We start from the raw sequence: 22,430 nt of genomic DNA on the forward strand, positions 1-22,430 counted from the left end.
CTCAAGATGCCAGACTGGGGGCATGGAGATCCCCGTGCGCGCCGCGTCGGACGACGAGGCGGGCTTCTTTCAGGAACACGGATGGGTGCGGCTGCCCGCCCTGGTGCCCCCCGACGCCGTGGCCGAACTGCGGCAGCGGGCGACCGGCTACCTCGCGGCGCGCGAGAAGCAGCGGCGGACACTGGTGGACCAGGCGTTCGGGCAGTCGCGTGACATCGCCGAGAGCGACGAGGCGTTCCGCGCGCTGGCGCTGAGCCCGGCCATGGGCGCCAACGCGACCCGGCTGCTGCGCGGCGTGGAAGCCGTGCGCGTGCAGGTCACGAACCTGCTCGTCAAGGAGCCGGGGGAGCACGCGGCGACCGAGTTCCACCAGGACTTCCCCTGGATGCCGATGGACCGCTCGGCGATGCTGACGGTCTGGCTGGCGCTGGTGGACGTGCCGGCGGACATGGGCTCGCTGCGCTTCTTCAATGGTTCGCACCGGTACGGCGTTCTTGGGCGGAGCTTCACCCGGGCGGGCGACGACCAGCTCAGCCAGCATCCGTGGATCAAGGAACTGGAGCTGTCGCCGCCCCTCGACCTCGCGGCGGGCGACGCGACCGTGCATCACACCCTGACCGTGCACGGAGCGCCCGCCAACCACCGCGACCAGCCGCGCCTGTCGTTCACCGTCACGTACTTCGACGCCGCCTCCCTCTACACCGGCACCCCGTACCAGCAGACGGACGGGCTCGGCCTAGAGGTGAACCGGCCGTTCGACCACCCGAGGTTCCCGTGCGTGTGACCGTGGAAGAGGGCACATGCCTGAGACCGTAAGAGGGCCGGTGGGCGAGCTGGGCGCCACGCTCATGCATGAGCACGTGTTCGGGCTCAGTCCGGAGATTCTCTGGAACTGGCCGGACATCCCGGAGAACTGGGACCTTGAGCAGCGGGCGAGGGAGGCGGCGGCCAAACTGGACGACCTGCGGGCCGAGGGCATCGACACGATCGTGGACCTGACCGTCATCGGGCTCGGCAGGTACGTCCCCGCCGTCCAGCGGGTGGCCGAGCTGACCAGTGTGAACATCGTCGCCGCCACCGGCCTCTACACCTACGACGCCCTGCCCCCATACTTCGGCAACCGGGGTCCGGGCTCGCTGTTCGGCGGGCCCGACCGGCTGGCGGAGTTCTTCGTCCGGGACATCGTTCACGGCATCGGCAGGACCGGGGTCAAGGCGGGCATGCTCAAGTGCGCCACCGACCATCTCGGAATGACCAAGGGCACCGAACGGGTGTTCCGGGCGGTCGCCGAGGCGCACCTGGAGACCGGCGTGCCCATCACGACCCACTCCCACAGCGCCTCCCAGGGCGGCCTGGCGCAGCAGCGGCTGCTCGGCGAGCTCGGCGTCGACCTCACCAAGGTCGTCATCGGCCACGCGGGCGACTCGACCGACGTCGCCTACCTGGAGGAACTCGCCGCCAACGGCTCCTACCTGGGCATGGACCGGTTCGGCATCGAGACGATCTCGCCGTTCGAGGACCGGGTGTCGATCGTGGCGGCGATGTGCGAGCGCGGCCACGCCCGACAAATGGTGCTAAGTCACGACTCTTACTGCTTTAACGACCGGTTCGATGCCGACGTCGTACGACAGCGGCACCCGAACTACCACCTCCTGCACATCTCCCGCGACGTCCTGCCCGAACTGCGCAAGAGGGGCGTCACCGAGGAGCAGATCCACCAGATGCTCGTCGACAACCCCCGGAGGATCTTCTCGTGAGCAACGGCATGATCGAGGACTTCGACGTCGGCTCGGACTGGCACGTCGCCGCGCCGTACGAGTTCCTCGCCGGGCTGCGCCGGGAGCGGCCGGTGTTCCACAGTGAGCACCTCGGCGCCTACGTGCTGACCCGGCACGCCGACGTGCGCGCGGCGTACGGCGACCCGAGGCGGTTCTCCTCGGAGGGCTCGCTGACCATCTCCCGCAGCCTCACCCGCGAGACGCGCGACAAGCTGGGCGAGCACGGCTCGTTCCTGTCGAGCTTCGTGGCCAACGTCGATCCGCCCGACCACACCAGGCTGCGGCGCTCGGTGTCGAAGGCGTTCACGCCACGGGCGGTCTCGGCCATGGAGCAGCACTTCCGGCAGCTCAACGAGGACCTGCTCGACCGCGTGGCGCCGAAGGGCGCGGCCGACTTCGTCTCCGAGATCGGGCATGAGCCGTCGGTCAAGCTGACCGCCCGGTTCATCGGGGTGCCCGAGGCGGACGAGGCGTTCGTGCAGGCGCACGTGAAGGACTGGTTCCAGCTCTTCCTGTCGCCGCAGCCGCCCGACCGGCAGCTCGAACTCGCCGACAGTTTCCTGGCCTATCTGGACTTCGTGGATCGGCTGGTCGCGTCCCGTGCCAAGGAGCCGCGCGACGACTTCACCTCGCTCATGACCTCGCTGATCGGCTCCGAGCTCAGCCACCGCGAGGTGGTGGAGCTGATCTCCACGATCCTGCTCGGCGGCAACGACACCGTCCCGAACCAGCTCGCCAACAGCGTCCTGCGCCTGCTGCGCGAGGACGCCTGGCCGGTCCCGCCGCCGCTGATCCAGAACGCGGTCGAGGAGTGCATGCGCATCGACGGCGCCGCTCTCGGATCGTTCCGGTACGCCACGACGGATATTTCGCTACATGACGTGATAATTCCGGAAAAGTCGTTGGTGCTGCTCTCCATCGACTCCGCCGCCCACGACGAGACCGTCTTCCCCGACCCGGAGCGGTTCGTCATCGACCGGCCCAACGCCGACGCCCACATGGTGTTCGGCTACGGCATCCACTTCTGCGTGGGCGCCGCGCTCGGCCGGCTGCAACTCCGCACCGCGCTCGACGTGCTCGGCCGCCGCCTGCCCGGCCTCAGGCTCGCGGACGAGCCCATCGTCTACCGCAAGTCGATCGTGGGACGGGGACTGACGGCCCTGAGGGTGACGTGGTGAGCGCCGCGCCGGGCCGGTTCGACGGGCGGGTCGCCCTGGTGACGGGCGCGGGTTCGGGCATCGGCGCGGCGTGCGCGGCGCGCCTGGCCGCCGAGGGCGCCTGCGTGGGCGTCCTGGACGTGCACGCGGCCGGCGCCAAGTCGGTCGCCACCACGATCCGCGCCAGAGGCGGCACGGCCACGGCGCTCACCTGCGACGTGTCGGACGAGAAGCAGGTGGCCGGGGCGATCGGCGACCTGATTGCCTCGTTCGGCCGCCTGGACGTCGTCCACTCGAACGCGGCCGCGCTCGGCCCCGGCACCTACGGCCGCGACCAGGACCTCGAGTCGCTCGACGTGGAGGTCTGGGACCGCACGATGGCGGTGAACCTGCGCGGCGCCCTGCTCATGGTCAAGCACGCGGCCCCCGTGATGGCCGACGGTGGCGCCTTCGTCCTCACCTCGTCGGTCTCGGGCCTGCTGGGCGACGTGGCGCACGTCGCCTACGGCACCTCCAAGGCGGCGCTGACCGGTTTCGTGCGCTACGTGGCCACCAAGTACGGCTCGCGCGGCATTCGCTGCAACGCCGTCGCCCCCGCCCTGGTCCTGACCGACGTGGCCGCGCAGGCCCTCGGCCGGGACCGGCTGGCCGACAAGGCGGCCGAGCGCCTGCTGCCCTGGGCCTGCACCCCGGAGGACGTGGCCGACCTCGTCGCCTTCCTCGCCTCGGGCGAGTCGCGGTGCATCACGGGACAGACCATCGTCATCGACTCCGGCACCCTCGCCCACCGCCCCGAGCATGCCCTGCGCCAATGGCGCGACGCCGCTGAATGACTCTAGGGTTCTTCAAGCGGATCAAAGGGGGATGTATGGAACCGGTGTCGGTCGGGTTGATCGGAGCGGGGCCGTGGGCGGAGCGCGCTCACGCGCCGATGCTGGTCAAGAGCCCGTATCTCCGTTTCGCCGGGGTATGGGCGCGCCGTCCGGAGGCCGCCGCCGGGCTGGGGGCGCCGGTGTTCGAGCGGATCGAGGAGCTGTTCGACGCGTGCGAGGCCGTGGCGTTCTGCGTGCCGCCGGGCGTACAGGCCGAGTTGGGGGTGCGCGCGGCGCGGGCCGGGAAGGCGCTGCTGCTGGAGAAGCCGCTCGCCGACTCACTGGAGAACGCGCGGCGCCTCGCGGACGCCGTGCGCGAGGCCGGGGTGGCCTCGCAGCTCGTCCTCACCATGCGCTACACCACGCAGGTCAGAGAGTTTCTGGCACGCTGCGCCGGCATCGAGGCGTTCGGCGGCCACGCCGCGAACATCTCCAACGTCCTGCTGGGCGGCCACCCCTTCGGCACCCCGTGGCGGCTCCAGCGCGGCGCGCTCCTGGACGTCGGGCCGCACGTGATCGACCTGCTCGACGCCGCGCTCGGCCCGGTGACCGGCGTACGCGCGCACGGGAACCCGCTCGGCTGGACCGGCCTGCTGCTCGACCACGAGGGCGGCGCGGTCAGCGAGGCGTCGCTGAGCATGGCCGCCGCCGGCGACCTGCCGCCGTCGAGCATCGCGGTGTACGGCAGAACGGGCAACGCGGTGCTGCTGCCCGGCGACGACGATCCGTTCGCGACCATCGCCGAGGAGTTCGCGCGGACCGTACGCCAGGGCGGCGGACACCCGCTGGACGCGGCCCACGGTCTCCGGCTGCAGCGGATCATCGCCGAGGCGGAGACCCAGTTGGCCACCCCTTGACTTAGCGTCCATCCGGAGCATTGATAGCGTCTGTCCGACGCGCAGAGTTGCAGCGAAGTCCGGTGCGAGTCCGGCGCTGTCCCGCAACTGTCATAGCCAGGTCGCCTGCCTCCGCGCTGACGTCATCAACCCTCGTGGAAAAGGGTGATCCGTCGCTCTCAGCGGGTCTCTCGGTTCCGACAGTGTGAAAGGACTTCTCGTGAGGCCCGTACGCACGGCCTTCGCGGGCGCGCTGCTGGGAACGCTCGTTCTGACCGGATGCGGCCAGAACAGCACTACCACCACCCCGTCACCCGCGAGCTCAACCGGCTCGACCGGCTCCACCGCCTACCCCGTAACGGTCGAGGCGGCCAACGGCAAGGTCACCATCGCCAAGAAGCCGGAGCGGATCGTCTCGCTCTCCGCCAGCCACACCGAGACGCTCTTCGCCATCGGCGCGGGCCCCCAGGTCATCGCGGTGGACGACCAGTCCAACTACCCGGCCGGCGTCCCCAAGACCGACCTGTCCGGCTTCAAGCCGAACGTCGAGGCCATCGTCGCCCAGAAGCCCGACCTGGTCGTCGTCTCCAACGACATCGACAAGGTGGTCGCCGAGCTGGGCAAGCTGAACGTGCCGGTCCTCCTGGAACCGGCCGCCACCAAGCTCGACGAGGCGTACGACGAGATCACCGACCTCGGCGCCGCCACCGGCAACACCGACAAGGCCGGACAAGTCGTGACAGGCATGAAGACGGCCCTGGACAAGCTCGCGGCGAACGCCCCCAAGGACAAAAAGCTCACCTACTACCACGAACTCGACCAGACCCCCTACGCGGCGACGTCGAGCACGTTCATCGGGCAGATTTACGGGATGTTCGGCCTCACCAACATCGCCGACAAGGCGCCGGACCCGGCGGGCGGTTATCCCAAGCTGTCGGCGGAGTTCGTCGCCCAGGCCGACCCCGACCTGATCTTCCTGGCGGACGTGAAGTGCTGCCAGCAGAGCAAGGACACGCTGGCCAAGCGGCCCGGCTGGAAGGGACTGTCGGCCATCAAGAGCGACCAGGTGATCCAGCTCGACGACGACCTCGCCTCGCGCTGGGGCCCGCGGGTCGTCGACCTGGCCCAGTCCATCAGTGACGCGGTCGCCAAGGCGGCCACCCGCTAGTGAGGTCCAGCCTGATGTGGACGGTGGGTGCGCTGGGCGTGCTCGCCGTCTCCATGGTGGCCGGGCTGCTCGGCGGGGCCGCCGACATCTCGCCGTGGCAGGTGGTGCTCCAGGCGGTCGACTGGCTGCCGTACGTGCACGTGGACTCGGGGCTGGCGCCCGTGGAACAGGGGCTGCTGTTCGAGCTGCGGCTGCCCAGAGTGCTGGTGGCGGCCGTGGTCGGCGGGCTGCTGGCCATCGCGGGGGCCGGCTACCAGGGGGTGTTCCGCAACCCGCTGGCCGACCCGTACCTGCTCGGCGCCGCCGCCGGCGCCGGGCTGACCACCACCGTGGTCATCGTGCTCGTGCCGACCCCCGTGGTCGGCATTCCGGTGGCCGCCTTCGTGGGGGCCGTGGGCGGGGTGTTCCTGGCGTACGTGCTCGGGAACACCGCCGGGCGCGCGGGCGGCACCGCCACGCTGGTGCTCGCCGGGGTGGCCGTCACCTCGTTCCTGACCGCGATCCAGACGTTCATCCAGCAGTTCAAGGTCGAGGAGCTGCAGCGCATCTACTCGTGGATCCTGGGCGACGTGGGCGGCGGGTGGGACCAGTTCTGGCTGGTGCTGCCGTACGCCGTCGTCTCTTCGGTGCTGCTGCTCGCGCACGGGCGGATGCTCGACGTGCTCTCGGTGGGGGACGAGGAGGCCACCAGCCTGGGCGTGCGGGCCGGTCGGGTACGGCTGGCGGTCCTGCTGGCCGCGTCCCTGGCCACCGCGGCGGCCGTGGCGGTGAGCGGTCTCATCGGGTTCGTCGGCATTGTCATCCCGCACGTGGTCAGGCGGCTGGCGGGCGGCTCGTACCGGATCGTGCTGCCGCTGTCGCTGATCGGCGGCGCCGCCTTCCTCGTGCTCGCCGACCTGATCGCGCGCACCGTCATCGCCCCCGCCGAGCTGCCCATCGGGGTGGTCACCATGTTCGTCGGCGCGCCGTTCTTCGTGGCCATCCTGCGCATGACCCGGCAGACCGCCACATGACCGGCACTTCTGACCGGGCGGATGGTCACCCGACCGGCACCACTGACCAGGCGGACGGTCACCCGACCGGTACCACTGACTCGGCAGCGGCCCTGCCGGGGCGGATGATCGAGACCAGCGCTCTCTCGGTACGGCTCGGCGAGCGCGAGGTGCTCACCGACGTCGATCTGTCGGTCCGGCGCGGCGAATGGCTGGCGATCATCGGCCCGAACGGCGCCGGAAAGTCCACCCTGCTCAAGGCCGTCATGGGCGTCGTCGCCCACCGGGGCGACGTCACAGTCGGCGGCCGGGCCGCGCGCACGCTCCGGCCGAGAGAAAGAGCCAGGCTGGTCGCCTACGCGCCCCAGACGCCCTCGTTGCCGCCCGACATGACCGTGTACGACTACGCCCTGCTCGGCCGCACCCCGTACATCTCCTACCTCGGCAGGGAGAGCCGCCACGACCGGGAGGTCACCGGGTCGGTGCTCGAACGGCTCGACCTCGCCGAGTTCGCCGAACGCCGGCTGGGGGAGCTGTCCGGCGGCGAACGGCAGCGCGTGGTCCTGGCCCGGGCGCTGGCCCAGCAGGCGCCCGCGCTCCTGCTCGACGAGCCCACGACCGCGCTCGACCTCGGACACCAGCAGCAGGTCCTGGAACTGGTCGACCGGCTCAGGCTCGCCGACGAGCTGACCGTGGTGACGACGCTGCACGACCTGACCCTCGCCGGGCAGTACGCCGATAGGCTCCTGCTGCTCGCCGGCGGCCGGGCCGTCGCCGCCGGGCAGCCGGGACAGGTGCTCACGGAGGCGCTGGTCGGCACGCACTTCGACGCCCGAGTGGAGATCTCACTCGGTCCCGGCGGGCGGCCCGTCGTGCACCTGGTCAGAGGCGGCTCGTGAGGGGGATCTGGTGAAGCTGGCGTATCGGGTCGAGGACGGGGTGCGGCTCGGGTCGCTGCTGTGGGAGTTCGGGCCTGGGTGGCGGATGATCTCCTCGGCGCTCCTGGGCGGGGGGATCGGGGAGCGTACGTGGGTGCTGAACGCGCAGGTCGTGGCAGGTTACTCGCGGATGGACCCGGTTGATCACCTCCGCGAGCTCGGTCCTGACGGCCTCGGGGTGGGCATGATGACGGCGGCCTCGGTGGAGCGGTACGCGCGGGCGGTGGACGGGGAGGTGGAGGTCGTGGCGACGGTCGGATTACGTGTCCCCACCTGGGCCGCCGCCCCCGAAGGCGCCACCGACCCCGAACTGGCCCCGATGCTCGCCGAGCCTGCCGCCGCCGGGCCGCCCGTGGGGACGATCAACCTGATGGCCGTGGTGCCGGTCGCGATGACCGATGCCGCCCTGGTCAACGCCGTGATGACGATGACGGAGGCCAAATCGCAGGCGCTGATCGAGGCGGGCTTCCCGTGCACCGGCACCGCCTCGGACGCCCTCTGCCTGGCCGTACGCGCTGACGGGCCGGCGGAACTCTTCGGCGGCCCACGCTCGACCTGGGGCGCCCGCCTGGCCCGCGCCGTCCACTCCGCCGTCCACCGGGGCGCGGCCTCCTGGCACCCCCGCACCTAGCTCCCCGGGTTTGGCTCACCGCGCCCACCTCACCGGGTCTTGCCGGCGTGTCAGGCCGTAGTCCTCCTGGGCGCCCCGCTCTGTGACGTGGCCTGCGGCGAGGTCGGCGAGTACCGCCTCAAGGTCTCGCTCGTGCGGGGAGCCCATTCCGCCCCCGCCCGTCGTCTCCACCACGAACGCCTCGCCTGCGGCGAACCGCACATTGTTCACCTTCGACGCGAGCCGCTCGACCGTTCCGTCCAGGTGCCGCTTGAAGAAGCCGCCGAGCCGCCCCGGCAGCCCGCCGTCGCGTCCAGGCGGGGCCAGGCGCAGCCGGTCGCCGCGCGTCGTGACATGGCAGTCCGCCAGGAACCGGTACACGGTCCGCGACCCCAGCCCCCCACGATGCCGCCCGGGGCCGCCGGAGTCGGGGATGGTCTCGATCGACTCGACGACCAGCGGGCAGCGGCTCTCCACCGGCTCGACCTGCGGCACCGAGTTCCGGCCGATGCCGAAGTGCACGCCTGTCGCGTCCGGCCCGTCGAGCCCCTGTCGCGCGCCGACACCGCCGAAGTCGTACGAGAGATGGATCCAGTACGGCGCCCCGACGGCCGCGATGGAGAACGGCTGGAGGATGCCGCTGGGCGCGATGGCCCGCTCCGGAACGGCGTCCGACAGCGCCTGGAAGATGGCCTCCATGGCCGCGTAGATCGGCACGTACCGCCCACCGCACGGGTAGGGGGAGCGGGCGTTGAGCAGCGACCCCTCCGGCAGCCGAACCTCGATCGCGCGCAGGCAGCCGTCGTTCATCGGAATGGTCGGATCGAGGAAGCACCGCACCGCGAACACAGCCGCGGCCAGCGACTGCGACGCGGACGCGTTGACCGCCGCCGGCACCTGCGGCCCGGTCCCAGCGAAATCCACCACAACCCCCACCTCGGGAACCCGGGGGACCCGCATCCTGGGATCCCCGGGAACCCGTGTCTCGGGAACTCGGGCAATCCCGGGACCGTCTGGAACTCCGGCAATCCCGGGACCCTCGCGACCGCCGGCAACCCCAGGATCCTTGGCAACCGCAGGACTCTCGGCAGCCTCGGAACCCCCGGGACCCTGCGTCTCGGGCAGCCCGGCGATCACCTCGGGGGACTGCGGTCCGATGTCCCCCGAGTCGTGCCGTCCGGTGCCATCGGAGGGGTGGTTTTCGAGGGTGAGAGCGACCCGGATGTAGTGGGATTTTTCCTGATCGATCCCGTCGTCGTCGATCGGGTAGGACGCCTCGAAGCGGCCCTCGGGCAGGTCGGCCAGCGCGGTCCGCGTCCTGGCCTCCGTGTAGTCGAGGTAGTCGTCGATCCCCGCCGCCAGCCCGTCGGCTCCGTACTCCGAGACCAGCGCGCCGACCCGGGCGGCCGCCACCGCCGTGCCCGCCACGAGCGCCCGCACGTCGCCCATGACCTTGTCCGGGGTACGGCTGTTGGCCCGGAGAATGGCCTCCACCGCCGGTTCGAGCCCGCCGGACGTCGCCAGCCGTACGGGAGGAAGCTGCAGCCCTTCGAGGAAGATGTCGGTGGCCAGCGGCGCCATGCCACCGGCGGACAGCCCGCCCAGGTCCGACACGTGGATCATGGTCGCGGCGAAGTACGCGGGCCGATCCCCGACGAAGACGGGCCGATAGACGAGCAGGTCGTTGGTGTGCACGCCGCCCCGGTAGGCGTCGTTGAGCACGTACACGTCTCCGGGACGCATCGTCTCCAGGGGCACGTCCCGGATGAGCTCGGGCAGGGCGACCTTGAGCGCCATGCTGTTCATGAGCGTGGTGGCCATGGAGTGCGCGATCAGCCGCCCGCGAGCGTCCAGGACGGCGGCGGACGCGTCGGACCCCTCGACGATGAACGTCGAGTACGCCGACCGCACCACGACGATGCTGGCCTCCTCGGCGGCGACCACCAGTGCGTTCCGCAACACCTCGGCGGTCAGCACGTCACTGCTCATGCGGCTCCTCGGTCAGGCGTCCGGCCGTGCCAGCCGAGTTCGTCAGGTGGACGGCCCGCGCCGGGCCGAGCGCGGCGGTCCATCCGGGTGGCACCACGATCGTGGACTCGGCGTCCTCGATGATCCCCGGGCCGGACAGCACCGCCAGCGTGTCCCGGGTGTGCACCGGCACCTCGGCATACCCGCCCAGCTCGGCGAAGTACGCGAGCCGCGTCCCGACCGGCCCGGAGGAGGCCGCGGGGACGTGAGCGACCGCCGGGCCGTCGGTGGCGGGCAGAGTGACGCGGACCCGGTAGCTGACGATCTCCACCTCGCCCCGCTGCGCGATCCCGTACACCTGCTCGTACCTCTCGAAGAACCGCGCCTCCAGCTCCGCGCGCGCCGGACTCCACGCCACGGTCAGATCATGCGACTGCCCCTTGAACCGCACGTCCACCGACCGGGAGACCCGCACCCCGGGATCCGACGGCGACACCCCGAGATCCGCCGCCGCCGACGCGGCCAGCGCCCCGAACACCTCCGCGGGATCCGTCGCGTCCAGCCGCGACAGCACCCGGTCCGTCGACAGGTCGGCCACCAGCAGCCCGGCCGCCGACGCGACCCCGCAGTGGGCGGGCACCACCACGGTCCCGATCCCGAACCGCTCCGCCACCCGCGCCGCGTGCATCGGCCCCGCCCCGCCGAACGCCACCAGCGCGTACCCACGCGGATCGATCCCTCGCTGCACGGTCACCACGTGCACGGCCGACGCCATCGAGGCGCTGACGATCTCGTGTACGGCATGCGCCGCCGCTGCCCTGGACACCCCGAGCGGCCCCGCCAGCCGGTCCAGCGCCTTGTCGGCGAGCGGCGCGGAGAGCGGGATCGAGGCCGATGACAGGTAGCCGAGCACCAGGTTCGCGTCCGTCACCGTCGGCTCGGAGCCGCCCAGGCCATAGCAGGCAGGCCCGGGGTCGGAGCCCGCCGAGTGCGGGCCGACGCGCAGCGCGCCCGCGGCGTCGAGCCAGGCGATGCTGCCGCCGCCCGCGCCCACCTCCGCCAGGTCGATGGCCGGGGTCTTGATCGGCACCCCGGTCCCGGCCCGCCGCCCGCCGAAGCTGCCCTTGCCACCCACGTGGAACTCGTGCGTGATCTCCGGCCGCCCGTCCCGCACCACGCAGGTCTTGGCCGTGGTCCCGCCCATGTCGAACGAGATGACGTTCGCGAACCCGCTGCCCGCGGCCGCGAGCACCCCCGCCGCTGGGCCGGATTCGATCATGGCGACCGCCCGCCTGGCCGCCAGCTCGGCGGAGATCACGCCGCCGCTCGACTCCATGACGTGGACGGGCGCGCGCACGCCCAGAGAGGCCAGCCGTTCGCTCAGCCTGGAGAGGTACGAGGCCATGATCGGCCCGATATAGGCGGACATGATGGTTGTGGTGGCCCGCTCGTACTCGCGGATCTCCGGCCACACGTCGGAGGAGGTGACCACGTTCTCGATGGATTCGCGCAGGATCGCGGCCACCTGCCGCTCATGTGCGGGGTTGGCGTAGGAATGCAGCAGGCACACCGCCGCCGACGTGATGCCCCGCCGCGCGATCTCGGCCGCCGCCCGCCGTACCGAGTCGAGGTCGAGGGGCGTCAGTACGACCCCGCGCGCCGACACCCGCTCCACCACCTCGAAGCAGTCGCCAGCGGCCACCGGCGGGGGCGGCGGGGTGAAGCGCAGGTCGTAGCGGTCCTCCTCGACCCGGGCGTACCGGCCCAGCGGGATGACCGAGCGGAAGCCCTGGGTGGTGACATAGGCCACCCGAACGCCCTTGCGTTCGAGCACGGCGTTGGTGGCCAGCGTGGTGGCGTGCACGACCCGGGTGACCAGCGCGGGGTCCACGCCCGCGAGTACTCGTGTAACACCGTTCGCGATTCCGGCGATGGGGTCGTAGGGGGTGCTCAAACACTTGGCTACCGTTATCTCGCCCAAAGGACCGCGCAGGACCACGTCAGTGAAGGTTCCGCCCACGTCGACGCCGATCGCGTAGCCCATTCAGGTACCGTAGACGTCCAAGCAAGCGCTTGTCTACGAGCTCATCTATTGACTTCCGGTGGGTGATTGGGACCCTTATTTCTATAACTGTGGAATGGGAGCGGAGATGGCGCGTCTCACAGCTCTGGCCGGGGGTGTCGCGGGGACACTCATGCTGCTCGCACTGCCCGCGGCAGCGCACGAGCACCCCAGCGGGATCACCGACCTGGTGACTCCGGCAGTGGTGCGCGTGGAAGCCTCCTCTCACGTTGAAATCACTCTGCTCGATCACGTGGGCGAGCTGTTGCATGTGGAACGGTCCTACGACATCCCCATAGGCGTGGGTACGGGCATCGTGGTCAACCCCGAGGGTGCCGTCGTCACGCTCACCCGCGTGGTCAAGACCGACAAGGACGTGGCGGTGTACGCCGCCAACAAGATCTACGCCGAGCACCACAAGGTGAAGATCCCGCTCGACTACCAGCGGCACAAGCTCAAGGACCCGCTGCTCCAGCATCACCTGAAAGAGTGCTACCCGCCCAAGACCAGCGTGTCGACCTGCATCATCAACGTCACCACCAACGTCACGATATTTCCGAACGTCTCCCCGGCCGACCCCAAGGGCCTCAAGGCCGACATCGTCAAGGTCGGCTCGCAGCCCGACAGTCCGGCCGTGCTGGTCCCCTCGGGCCGGGTCGTCGGCAGCGTCGGCATGCCCACCGCTCCGCTCGCCGACAAGGTGCCCGACCAGCAGGGCTCGCCCACCAACGTGGCCGGGTTCACCGACCGGCCCGGCGTGAACGTCAAGGAGACGGTGGAGATCGCGCACCTGGGCAAGGGCGGCGGCGGCCAGGACACCGGCCGGCAGTTCTCCGACCCGGAGAAGAAGGTCGACGAGCCCGTGAAGCTCGGCGCTCTGGCCGACCGCGGCCTGCTCGGCGCGCCGGTCATCGGTGACAAGGACGGCCACGTCATCGGCATGCTCATCGGCGGGGGCAAGGACGCCAGGATGATCGGCGTCAGGGAGATCCTCGCCGCGCTGGCCAAGGCCGGGGTCGCGCCGCGCCGTGGCGCCATCGACGCCGCGTTCGAGGCGGCTTTGACCCGCTATCACACCAAGTACTACACCGAGGCCGCGCCGGGCTTCCAGCGCGTCCTGGAGCTCTACCCGGGCAACGTGGTGGCGGCGAACCTGCTGAAGACCTCCCTGCAGAAGCGCGGCGGCCCGGAGGACGCGGGCAGCAAGCAGGCCGTGGCGCCGGCGCCCCGGAGCATGCCGCTCTGGCCGTTCATCGTCACCGCCGCGGTGCTGTTCGTGGCCGCGGGCGCGGGGGCGTTCCTGCTGTGGCGGCGCCGCCGTACCCCTGAGGAGAAACCGGACCAGCCACCACCCCTCGTCGCGGCGGCGGCAGCTGCGGCGGCAGCGTCGGCCACATCGTCGGCGCCGACCTCGCCACCACTGCCGCTCGACGAGGGCGCGAACCAGACCGTCGTGGTCCGCAGGTCGCAGCCCTTCCAGGTGATCCCGAAGCAGCAGCAGGTGCTCACCGCGCAGGACCAGCCGTCCGTCAAATACTGCACCGCGTGCGGAATGCGGCTGGGGGCCGCGCATCGCTTCTGCGGTTACTGCGGCCACCCCATCGAGACGTGATGCCGGTGAATGACAGATCGCTCGTGGGCCAGGAGGTGGCCGGGTACTACATCGAGGACATCGTCGGTAAGGGCGGCATGGCCGTCGTCTACCTGGCGCTCGATCCGAGGCTGAGCCGCCGGGTGGCGTTGAAGATCCTCAACCCGGTGCTCAGCGTCGATGACCGGTTCAGGCAGCGGTTCATCCTGGAGTCCAGGACGGTCGCCAGCATCGAACACCCCAACATCATCCCGATCTACGAGGCGAACGCCGACGTCGACGGCGTGCTCTACATCGCGATGCGTTACGTCGACGGGCTCGACCTGCGCCGCCTCATCTACGACCGGGGAGCGCTGCCGATCGGGCAGGCGAACCAGATCGTCGCCCAGGTGGCCGCCGCGCTCGACGCCGCGCACGCGCACGACCTGATCCACCGCGACGTGAAACCGGCCAACATCCTGCTGGCCGGCGACCACGTCTACCTGACCGACTTCGGCATCACCAAGCACCGTACGTCCATCTCCGGGCTCACCCAGACCGACCAGTTCATCGGGACGCCCCGCTACATGGCGCCCGAGCAGATCAACAAGGAGCACATCGACGGCAGGTGCGACCAGTACGCGCTGGCCTGCGTCGCCTACGAGGCGCTGTCGGGGCGGCTGCCGTTCCCGCGTGACAACGACATCGCGCTGCTCTGGGCGCACCTGGCCGAGCAGCCCACGCCGCTGTCGCAGGTCAGGCCGGAGCTGCCGGTCGAGGTCGACGGCGTGATGATGCGAGCGCTGGCCAAGTCGCCCGAGCAGCGCTACCCGTCGTGCACCGCGTTCGTCACCGCGCTGCGCGACGCGATCAGCGGCCAGCCCGGGGTGCCCCTTCCCACGCAGCCGTCGGCCGTACGCAAGAGCCGGAAAGCCGGCTCCACCGGCCCGAGCCGGCTGCCACTCGTGGTGGCCACGCTGGTCGCGGCCATCGCGGCGCTGACGCTGGTCGTCTTACTCGTCATGACCCAGAAGGGCGACTCCTGGGCCCGCTACCAGAGCACGACCGCCGCCCCGCTCACCTTCGAGTACCCGGCCGACTGGACCGTCAAGACACACGGCGACCTGTTCGCGGTGGCTTCGCCGCATGCCTCCGAGTTCGAGGGGATGTTCGTCTCCGGCGCGGCCGCGGACTGGACCGCGGTGAACCAGGTCATCACCGGCGACACCGACAACGCGGTGGGCGTCTACGTGCAGGTCTCCGACGCGCTCAGCGCCAGCGCGACCGCCGCCCAGATGAAGGCCATGCTCGAAGGGCTGCTGCCCGGCGAGATCGTGGTGGACCAGCCCGTCCCCGACCGGGCGGGCGACAGCGACGCCACGCGGTACGACGGCTCCCTGCGCGACCGCAACAGCGGCAACCGGCTCGGCTTCGTCAGCTACGTCATCGATCGCCGGCCCAAGCCGGTGCTGGTCCTCTACTTCTGCGCCAAGAACCGCTGCGACGACGCCACCGAGGGCCGCGTCCGGCAGAGCGTCCACCTCTCCTGATATCTCACCATGCGGACATGATTGTCGGTTTTGGGCTGGGCTGTATGTATATTTTCCGCTAGAAGACGGTTATGGCGGGAGATATTTCATGCAGGCGTTCCCCAGGGTGCTCTTCGACGAGGCCCACAGCGAGTCGTGGACCATCCGGCGTGACGTCGCGGAGGCCATCAACCCCGCGCACCCCGACGACAACAGCTACGCCCGCGCGGCCGAGCTGCTGCGGCGTCTCGGGCATACGGTGACGGCCCGGCTGGCGGGCCCGCTCGACGCGGGAACGCTCCAGGAGCAGGACGTCCTGGTCATCGCGCATCCGTCGGGGGAGCGGTGGGAGCGCACCACGGGCCAGGGGAGTCCCATGTTCTCGGCCGCCGAGATCGACGCCGTGGAGGCGTTCGTGGCGGGTGGCGGCGGGCTGGTGGTGCTGGCCGAGGAGGAGCAGGACAAGTACGGCAACAACCTGGCCGAGCTGCTGGGACGGTTCGGGGTAGGCGTCGAGCACGCCACCGTGCGGGACCCCGGCCACGCGCATCGCGGGGTGGCCACCTGGGTGCTCGGCGAGCGGGCCACGAGCGACGGGCTGCTGGCGGGCGTCAAGGCCGCCTGCTTCTACCGCTCCGGCGTGCTGACCCTCACTGCCCCGGCGTCCGACGGCGGGGATGCCACCGTGTTGTTCGCCAGCTCGGCGAGCGCGGATCCGGCCGGTGCGGCGCTGGCCGTCGCGGTACGGCACGGGCGGGGCCGGGTGGTGGTGTTCGCCGACTCGGACCTGTTCGGTGACGACTCGATCGACGACTACGACCACCGCGCATTGTGGGGGAACGTGGTGACCTGGGCGGCCCGCGTGCCGGACGACAACGCCGCCGCCTCCCGGGACGAGCGTAAGGCGAGCCTGTTCGCCGACCTCAAGGCGACGGTCGAGGAACTGCGGCCGCTCCAGGTCAAGGACGGCTCGGTGCCCGCCTCCGCCGACAAGCCCCGGGCCAAGGAACTGGTGGCCACGATCGGCGGCAAGCTGGCCGAGATCTCGCCGTACTTCCCCCAGGACGCCGCCTATCTGGCCGCGGTCCGCGACGATCTGGCCAAGTGGAGCGCCCAGGATCTGGGCGTACCGGACTTCCTGGACTCCCTGCAGCTGTTCCACCCCGACACCCAGCGGGTGGACGGCCTGGAGCACCTGGTCGTCTTCCCCATGTACACCCAGAACGGCAACCCGGACCGCAACCTGGAGGCCGTCTGGCTCCGCACGATCTGGCCGGACTGGCTGGCCGAGCTGGAGTCGTCCGGCTACGACAACCCGATGTTCGTGCCGATCGCCTTCGAGGACTTCACCTCCGGCTACGACACCCACTCGGCGGTGCTCTTCCCCGAGACCGTCGCCGTACGGCAGGCGCCGGAGCGGTTCACCTGGGGCGGCATCTTCGCCGACCGGGAGGCGGCCAGGTTCCGGCGGGTCGCCACGGCCGCCACCGCGACGCTCAAGCTCGACCTGCCGCCCGACGCGGCCCGGCTGCTGGAGTCGCAGCGGCTGGCCCAGGACACCTTCGTCATGTGGGACCTGATCCACGACCGTACCCACAGCCACGGTGACCTGCCGTTCGACCCGTTCATGATCAAGCAGCGCATGCCGTACTGGCTGTACTCGCTCGAAGAGCTGCGCTGCGACCTGACCGCGTTCGGTGAGGCCGTACGGCTGGAGGAGAAGGGCGTGCCGCACGCGCGGTACGTTCAGCACGCGATCCTGTTCGACCGGTTGTTCCGCTTCCCGATCACCGGGGCGCGGGTGCGTAACTACGACGGGCTCGGCGGGCAGTTGCTCTTCGCGTACCTGCACCGTAACGACGTGGTGCGGTGGACCGACAACCGGCTCACGATCGACTGGGCGCGCGTGGCGGGCGGCGTGGCCGACCTGCGGGGCGAGGTCGAGAAGCTGTACCGGGACAGCATCGACCGGTCCAAGCTGGCGCACTGGCTGGCGGCGTACGAGCTGGTGAGCGGGTACGTCGAGCCGAACCCCGGATCGACCTGGGCCAAGGGGATCCAGGCGCTGCCGGAGGAGCAGAAGGCCAAGGTGGACGCGGTGCTGGCGGACGAGTTCCCGCTGAGCATGTTCTACGAGGCACTGCGCCGTAAGCTGGGCGAAGTGGTCGAATCGACTAGGGGGATCCGGGCATGATCATTCTGGTTACGGGTGCCGGCGGGCCCACCGGCCAGGCCGTTTCCGGATTTTTCCGGAAAAATGGGCACACTGTGATCGGGGTCGGCAGGGGCGACGTCGACCTCCTCGACCGCGCGGCCGTACAGGCACTCGCGGACCGGATCTCCGCCGAGCACGGCCACGTCGACGGAGTGGTGCACCTGGTCGGCGGCTGGCGCGGCGCGAAGTCGTTCGCCGAGACCGACCTCGACGACTGGGACGCCCTGCACGACCTGCTGATCCGCACGCTCCAGCACGTCTCGCTGGCCTTCGAGCCGCTGCTGCGCAAGAGCCAGAACGGCCGGTTCGTGATCGTCTCCGCCAAGGCGGCCCAGCACCCCACGGCGGGCGGCGCCCCCTACGCCGCCGCCAAGGCGGCCTCGGAGGCGTGGACGCTCGCCCTCGCCGACGCCCTGAAGGACACCGGCAGCGCGGCGGTCATCCTGGTCGTCAAGGCCCTGGTGAACGACGCCATGCGCGCCGCCAAGCCGGACGCCCGTTTTGCCGGGTTCACCGACGTCAATACGCTGGCTGAGACGATCGGCGACCTCTACGACCGGCCCGCCGCCCAGCTCAACGGCACCCGATTGGACCTCACTCAGTGATCTCCCGGCACGACCCTCAGCTCAGAAGCTTCGCCAGCGACAACTACGCGGGGGTGCACCCGGAGATCCTGCGCGCCATCGCCGACGCCAACGGCGGCCACCAGATCGCCTACGGTGACGACGTCTACACCGAGGCCCTGCGCGAGGTCTTCCAGCGGCACTTCGGCGAGCGGGCGCAGGCGTGGCCGGTGTTCAACGGCACCGCCGCGAACGTCGTCTCGCTCCGCGCCATGACCGCCCAATGGGAGGCGGTCATCTGCCCCGAGACCGCCCACATCCACACCGACGAGGGCGGCGCGCCGGAGGTCGTGGGCGGCATCAAGCTGCTGACCGTACCCACGCCCGACGGCAAGCTCACCCCCGAGCTGATCGACCGCCAGGCCTGGGGCTTCGGCGACGTCCACCGCGCGCAGCCGCGCGTGGTGTCCATCTCCAACACCACCGAACTCGGCACCCTCTACACCCCCGAGGAGATCGCGGCCGTCTGCGCCCACGCGCACGACCGGGGGCTCCTCGTCCACCTCGACGGCTCCCGCCTCGCGAACGCCGCCGCCGCCCTCGACGTCCCGATGCGGGCGCTGACCACCGACGCGGGCGTCGACGTCCTCTCCTTCGGCGGCACCAAGATCGGCCTGCTGTACGGCGAGGCGGTCGTGGTGCTCAACCCCGAGGCGGCCACCGGCGTCGACTACCTTCGCAAGACGTTCATGCAGCTGTCGTCGAAGATGCGGTTCGTGTCCGCCCAGTTCGAGGCGCTGCTCTCCGGCGACCTGTGGCTGCGCAACGCCCGCCAGGCCAACGCCATGGGGCGGCGGCTGGCGGCGGCGGTCCGCGACATCCCCGGTGTCGAGGTGCCGCGGCCGGTGGAGGCGAACGCGGTGTTCGCGGTGCTGCCGCGTGAGGTGACGGAGCGGCTGCAGAAGCGGTTCCGGTTCTACACCTGGAACGAGGCGACGGGGGAGGTGCGGTGGATGTGCGCCTTCGACACCACGGAAGCGGATGTGGACGCCTTCGCGGCCGCCATCCGGGAGGAGATGCGCTGACGCGCTCTGTGCCTGACGCGCTCTGTTCCTGAGGGGCTCAGCAGGTGAGGGGCTCAGCGGTTGAGGGGCTCAGCGGTTGAGTGCGAGGCGGGCGGCCTGCCAGCCGCCCATGCCGTGTACCGCGGCCCCGGGCGGCGTGGACGACGAGCAGAGGAACACCCCCGGCAGCGGCGTCCGCCAGGGCGCCACCGACCACACCGGCCGTCGGACGAACTGCCCCAGACTGGCCAGCCCGCCCCCGATGTCGCCACCCACCAGGTTGGGATTGCCCGCCTCCAACTCGGCGGGCCCCATCGCGTGCCTGGCCAGCACCCGATCACGGAACCCGGGCGCGAACCGCTCGATCTGCCCCTCGATGGCGTCCGTCATGTCGACCCGAGACCCGTTCGGCACATGACAGTAGGCCCACAACGTATGCCCGCCCCGGCTGTCATCGGCCGCATACGGCTGTGCGAGCAGCACGTACGGCCGCGGCGAGTGCCGCCCGCGCGCCATCTCGGCCTCGCTGAGCGCGATCTCCTCCAGCGTCCCCCCGAGATGCACCGTGCCGGCCGCCGCCACCGCCGGATCCCGCCAGGGCACCGGCCCGTCGAGCGCCCAGTCCAGCTTGAACACCCCTGGCCCGTACCGATAGCGCTCCAGCCCCCTGCGATACCCCGCCGGCAGCTCCGCCATCCGCAGGAACTGCCTGGGGGTCACATCCAGCACCACCGTCTCCGCGTCCAGCTCCCTCAGCCGGCGTACCCGGTGCCCGCTGACCGCCTGCCCACCCAACGCCCTGAACCTGGCCACCAGCGCGTCGGCCAGCACCTGCGACCCGCCTTTCACCATCGGCCACCCCACCAGATGAGCCAGGGCGCCCAGGAGCAGGCCGTACCCGCTCGTGATGGGCGAGCGCAGGTCGAGCATCGAATGAGCGGCCATGCCCGCGAGCACCGCCCGCCCCTCGACGGTCGTGAACGCCCGCCGGGCGAGCGTCGTGACGGGCAGCACCGCCGCCGCCCCGAACCTGGCCGCCTGCGCGAACGCCCGCGGCCGCGGCTCCCACGGCCCGAGCGGCTTGAGCATCAGATCCACCAGCGGCAACCCGGCCCGCGCCGCCGCCCCCACCGTCGCCTGCCACACCGCCGCGTCCCGGCCCAGCCCGGCCGCGGTACGGCGGGCGTCGCGGTGCACGAGTACGGCGGGGCGATCGTCGAGCGGATGAGCGGCGACCACCTCGGGATGGACGAACTCGACCGCCCCGAACCCGTTGATGCCGAGCTCCCGGAAGGCAGGTGAGGCCAGCGCCATCGCCATCACGGTCGCACCCATGTCGTGCACCCGCCCAGGCAGTGTCAGCTCCGCCGACCGCAGCCCGCCCCCGAACTGATCGGCCGCCTCCAGCAGCACCACCTCGCGCCCCGCCTGCGCCAGCAGAATGGCCGCGACGAGCCCGTTCGGCCCGGACCCCACCACCACCGCGTCGCCACTCACCTCGGCCCCGCCCCTGCTTCGCGCGCCGTCGCACTCACCGCAGCACTGAACCCGTCGCGCGCCCTCGCGCGCTCACAGCAGTCCTGCCCCCGCGCGCTCATTCCAGCCCGCCCTCGCCCGCGTCGCGCGCTGTCGCGCGATCACTTCAGGATCGTCGGGTACGGCTGCGCGCCGCGCTGCTTGAGCATCTCGGTCATGAGCTTGATCTCGCCGGTCTGCCCGCTGATGATCTTCTGGGCCATGCTGACCACCTCGTCCCGCGTGGACAGCTTCAGCAGCCCCCCGGCCATCTGCACACCGCCCTCGTGGTGGCGGATCATCAGCTGCAGATAGAGCACTTCGGCCGCCGTGCCCTGCAACTCCTTGAGCTTGGTCAGCTCGTCCGGCGTGGCCATGCCCGGCATCAGCCCGCCGGCGGCGACAGCCACCGTGCCGGTCCCGCCGTGACCATGCTCGGCCATCCACGCCATCGGCGGCCGGTCGGTGGCCTGATCGAGCCCCCACTGTTGCAACCACCCGATGAACATGCCCCGCTGGTTGGACTGGGTGGTGATGATGTCGTAGGCCAGGTTGCGGACGTCCTTGGACTGCGTCTTGTCCCTGATCGTGAACGACATGTCGACGGCCTGCGCGTGATGCGTGGCCATGTCGCGAGCGAACCCGGCCTCCGCCGAGGTGTCGCCGGGCGTGCCACCCCGGCCCCACACGAGGAAGATCGCCGCTGCGGCGAGGACCAACACGGCGCAAGCGACGAGCAGCGAATTTTTCGCGGGCTTTTCCATGGCTTGTCCAGCGTACCCATCCCTTAGCCGAGGCCGGTACGCGCACTTAGGTCGCTCTTATTCTCCGCATACTGCCCAAGGGCATAGGGTGACCCGGAGTTGGCACGCCGATGGAGGAACGATGACGAAGGAGAAGGCGCAGGCGCGCCGCGAGCATCTGCAGAAGATGCGAGCGCAGCAGAAGAGCAAGGAGCGCCGCGCCGCGCTGCTGATGTGGGGGGCAGGCGGACTCGTCATCGTGCTGCTCGTCGGAGTGGTCGGTTTCTACTTGGTCAAGCAGGCCAAGGAGACGTCACTTGGTGCTGTGGCCAATTACAAGTACGACGCGGGCCAGCACGTCTGGAACGCGGTCACGTACAAGGAGACCCCGCCGGTCGGTGGCGAGCACAACAACTACTGGCAGCAGTGCGCGATCTATGACAAGCCCATCCACAACGAGCACGCCGTCCACTCGCTGGAGCACGGCGCCCTGTGGATCACGTACCGCCCCGACCTGCCGAAGGCGCAGATCGACGCGCTGAAGAAGACGGCCTCCTCGACGGGCCAGCAGGACTACATGCTGGTCAGCCCGTACCCGAACCTGCCCGCCCCGGTCGTGGCATCATCCTGGGGCCACCAGCTCAAGCTGGACAAGGCCGACGACCCGAAGCTCGCGGCGTTCATCAAGAAGTACCAGAACGGCCCGGACACCCCTGAAGCCGGCGCCAGCTGCGGCGGCGCCGACGCCATCACCACCACGGCAGACCAGGCCCCCCTCCCGCCCGAGCCCAAGGGCACCCAATCCCAGCCCCCAACGGAAATGATCAGCCCCAGCCCCACCAACAAATAA

Annotated in this window: 19 protein-coding genes and 1 riboswitch; of the genes, 15 read left to right on the plus strand and 4 right to left on the minus strand. The window is 70.7% G+C overall.

Translation table 11 applies throughout. The features are described 5' to 3' along the window. The first annotated feature begins 22 nt into the window (after window positions 1-22). From AB0B91_RS11495 to AB0B91_RS11535, 9 genes are all read left to right on the plus strand, one after another. Window positions 23-784, plus strand: a complete 762-nt coding sequence (locus tag AB0B91_RS11495; protein WP_358017153.1) for a phytanoyl-CoA dioxygenase family protein — start codon at window positions 23-25, stop codon at window positions 782-784. A 16-nt stretch (window positions 785-800) separates the two neighbouring features. Further along, window positions 801-1,757: a phosphotriesterase-related protein gene (locus AB0B91_RS11500; protein ID WP_358318191.1), complete on the plus strand. Its 957-nt coding sequence runs from the start codon at window positions 801-803 to the stop codon at window positions 1,755-1,757. Then, on the plus strand, window positions 1,754-2,956 hold the full coding sequence (locus AB0B91_RS11505; RefSeq protein ID WP_358318192.1) for a cytochrome P450: 1,203 nt from the start codon (window positions 1,754-1,756) through the stop codon (window positions 2,954-2,956). The genes AB0B91_RS11500 and AB0B91_RS11505 overlap by 4 nt, the downstream gene beginning before the upstream one ends. After that, complete coding sequence (locus AB0B91_RS11510) at window positions 2,953-3,768, plus strand: SDR family NAD(P)-dependent oxidoreductase (protein ID WP_358318193.1); 816 nt, start codon at window positions 2,953-2,955, stop codon at window positions 3,766-3,768. Before AB0B91_RS11505 ends, AB0B91_RS11510 begins: the two co-directional genes overlap by 4 nt. 35 nt (window positions 3,769-3,803) lie before the next feature. Then, complete coding sequence (locus tag AB0B91_RS11515; RefSeq protein ID WP_358318194.1) at window positions 3,804-4,664, plus strand: Gfo/Idh/MocA family oxidoreductase; 861 nt, start codon at window positions 3,804-3,806, stop codon at window positions 4,662-4,664. A 7-nt stretch (window positions 4,665-4,671) separates the two neighbouring features. Next, a riboswitch (cobalamin riboswitch) is annotated at window positions 4,672-4,792 on the plus strand. Between the two features lie 71 nt (window positions 4,793-4,863). Next, window positions 4,864-5,811, plus strand: a complete 948-nt coding sequence (locus AB0B91_RS11520; protein ID WP_358318195.1) for an ABC transporter substrate-binding protein — start codon at window positions 4,864-4,866, stop codon at window positions 5,809-5,811. 14 nt (window positions 5,812-5,825) lie between these two features. Continuing rightward, window positions 5,826-6,824, plus strand: coding sequence for an iron ABC transporter permease (locus AB0B91_RS11525; RefSeq protein WP_358318196.1), 999 nt, complete (start codon window positions 5,826-5,828; stop codon window positions 6,822-6,824). Further along, window positions 6,821-7,702, plus strand: coding sequence for an ABC transporter ATP-binding protein (locus AB0B91_RS11530; RefSeq protein WP_358318197.1), 882 nt, complete (start codon window positions 6,821-6,823; stop codon window positions 7,700-7,702). Before AB0B91_RS11525 ends, AB0B91_RS11530 begins: the two co-directional genes overlap by 4 nt. Before the next feature lie 10 nt (window positions 7,703-7,712). After that, complete coding sequence (locus tag AB0B91_RS11535; RefSeq protein ID WP_358318198.1) at window positions 7,713-8,372, plus strand: adenosylcobinamide amidohydrolase; 660 nt, start codon at window positions 7,713-7,715, stop codon at window positions 8,370-8,372. A 15-nt stretch (window positions 8,373-8,387) separates the two neighbouring features. Here AB0B91_RS11535 and AB0B91_RS11540 read toward each other — a convergent pair whose 3' ends face one another. Together AB0B91_RS11540 and AB0B91_RS11545 are read right to left on the minus strand one after the other, a co-directional pair. Further along, on the minus strand, window positions 8,388-10,340 hold the full coding sequence (locus AB0B91_RS11540) for a hydantoinase B/oxoprolinase family protein (protein ID WP_358318199.1): 1,953 nt from the start codon (window positions 10,338-10,340) through the stop codon (window positions 8,388-8,390). Next, window positions 10,330-12,363 carry a hydantoinase/oxoprolinase family protein gene (locus tag AB0B91_RS11545; protein WP_358318200.1) on the minus strand — a complete coding sequence of 678 codons (2,034 nt, stop codon included), beginning with the start codon at window positions 12,361-12,363 and terminating at the stop codon, window positions 10,330-10,332. Before AB0B91_RS11545 ends, AB0B91_RS11540 begins: the two co-directional genes overlap by 11 nt. A gap of 106 nt (window positions 12,364-12,469) precedes the next feature. On the opposite strand from AB0B91_RS11545, the gene AB0B91_RS11550 reads away from it, so the two are divergent. From AB0B91_RS11550 to AB0B91_RS11570, 5 genes are all read left to right on the plus strand, one after another. Beyond that, window positions 12,470-13,993, plus strand: coding sequence for a hypothetical protein (locus AB0B91_RS11550; RefSeq protein ID WP_358318201.1), 1,524 nt, complete (start codon window positions 12,470-12,472; stop codon window positions 13,991-13,993). Then, window positions 13,993-15,501, plus strand: coding sequence for a serine/threonine-protein kinase (locus tag AB0B91_RS11555; protein WP_358318202.1), 1,509 nt, complete (start codon window positions 13,993-13,995; stop codon window positions 15,499-15,501). The genes AB0B91_RS11550 and AB0B91_RS11555 overlap by 1 nt, the downstream gene beginning before the upstream one ends. Window positions 15,502-15,589: 88 nt before the next feature. Then, window positions 15,590-17,674, plus strand: coding sequence for a DUF6421 family protein (locus AB0B91_RS11560; protein ID WP_358318203.1), 2,085 nt, complete (start codon window positions 15,590-15,592; stop codon window positions 17,672-17,674). After that, complete coding sequence (locus AB0B91_RS11565; protein WP_358318204.1) at window positions 17,671-18,300, plus strand: SDR family NAD(P)-dependent oxidoreductase; 630 nt, start codon at window positions 17,671-17,673, stop codon at window positions 18,298-18,300. The genes AB0B91_RS11560 and AB0B91_RS11565 overlap by 4 nt, the downstream gene beginning before the upstream one ends. Further along, window positions 18,297-19,343: a low specificity L-threonine aldolase gene (locus AB0B91_RS11570; protein ID WP_358318205.1), complete on the plus strand. Its 1,047-nt coding sequence runs from the start codon at window positions 18,297-18,299 to the stop codon at window positions 19,341-19,343. The genes AB0B91_RS11565 and AB0B91_RS11570 overlap by 4 nt, the downstream gene beginning before the upstream one ends. A gap of 69 nt (window positions 19,344-19,412) precedes the next feature. Here the strand turns inward: AB0B91_RS11570 and AB0B91_RS11575 are convergent, their stop codons facing one another. Then, window positions 19,413-20,819 (minus strand): NAD(P)/FAD-dependent oxidoreductase, encoded by a 1,407-nt coding sequence (locus AB0B91_RS11575; protein ID WP_358318206.1) that lies wholly within the window; start codon window positions 20,817-20,819, stop codon window positions 19,413-19,415. 140 nt (window positions 20,820-20,959) lie between these two features. After that, window positions 20,960-21,601 carry a DUF305 domain-containing protein gene (locus AB0B91_RS11580; RefSeq protein ID WP_358318207.1) on the minus strand — a complete coding sequence of 214 codons (642 nt, stop codon included), beginning with the start codon at window positions 21,599-21,601 and terminating at the stop codon, window positions 20,960-20,962. Window positions 21,602-21,722: 121 nt separating this feature from the next. Here AB0B91_RS11580 and AB0B91_RS11585 point away from each other — a divergent pair, with 121 nt between their 5' ends. After that, the gene (locus AB0B91_RS11585; RefSeq protein ID WP_358318208.1) at window positions 21,723-22,430 is read left to right on the plus strand and encodes a DUF3105 domain-containing protein; all 708 of its coding nucleotides are present in this window, start codon (window positions 21,723-21,725) and stop codon (window positions 22,428-22,430) included.

This window comes from Nonomuraea sp. NPDC049141, assembly GCF_040648415.1.
In the GTDB taxonomy this organism is placed as follows: Bacteria; Actinomycetota; Actinomycetes; order Streptosporangiales; family Streptosporangiaceae; genus Nonomuraea.

What these genes read in the sequence shown, in the direction of transcription:
- AB0B91_RS11495 (WP_358017153.1), top strand. Translation starts at nt 23, where the DNA reads ATGGAGATCCCCGTGCGCGCCGCGTCGGACGACGAGGCGGGCTTCTTT.
- AB0B91_RS11500 (WP_358318191.1), top strand. Translation starts at nt 801, where the DNA reads ATGCCTGAGACCGTAAGAGGGCCGGTGGGCGAGCTGGGCGCCACGCTC.
- AB0B91_RS11515 (WP_358318194.1), top strand. Translation starts at nt 3,804, where the DNA reads ATGGAACCGGTGTCGGTCGGGTTGATCGGAGCGGGGCCGTGGGCGGAG.
- AB0B91_RS11525 (WP_358318196.1), top strand. Translation starts at nt 5,826, where the DNA reads ATGTGGACGGTGGGTGCGCTGGGCGTGCTCGCCGTCTCCATGGTGGCC.
- AB0B91_RS11530 (WP_358318197.1), top strand. Translation starts at nt 6,821, where the DNA reads ATGACCGGCACTTCTGACCGGGCGGATGGTCACCCGACCGGCACCACT.
- AB0B91_RS11540 (WP_358318199.1), bottom strand. Translation starts at nt 10,340, where the DNA reads ATGAGCAGTGACGTGCTGACCGCCGAGGTGTTGCGGAACGCACTGGTG.
- AB0B91_RS11545 (WP_358318200.1), bottom strand. Translation starts at nt 12,363, where the DNA reads ATGGGCTACGCGATCGGCGTCGACGTGGGCGGAACCTTCACTGACGTG.
- AB0B91_RS11550 (WP_358318201.1), top strand. Translation starts at nt 12,470, where the DNA reads ATGGCGCGTCTCACAGCTCTGGCCGGGGGTGTCGCGGGGACACTCATG.
- AB0B91_RS11555 (WP_358318202.1), top strand. Translation starts at nt 13,993, where the DNA reads ATGCCGGTGAATGACAGATCGCTCGTGGGCCAGGAGGTGGCCGGGTAC.
- AB0B91_RS11560 (WP_358318203.1), top strand. Translation starts at nt 15,590, where the DNA reads ATGCAGGCGTTCCCCAGGGTGCTCTTCGACGAGGCCCACAGCGAGTCG.
- AB0B91_RS11565 (WP_358318204.1), top strand. Translation starts at nt 17,671, where the DNA reads ATGATCATTCTGGTTACGGGTGCCGGCGGGCCCACCGGCCAGGCCGTT.
- AB0B91_RS11580 (WP_358318207.1), bottom strand. Translation starts at nt 21,601, where the DNA reads ATGGAAAAGCCCGCGAAAAATTCGCTGCTCGTCGCTTGCGCCGTGTTG.
- AB0B91_RS11585 (WP_358318208.1), top strand. Translation starts at nt 21,723, where the DNA reads ATGACGAAGGAGAAGGCGCAGGCGCGCCGCGAGCATCTGCAGAAGATG.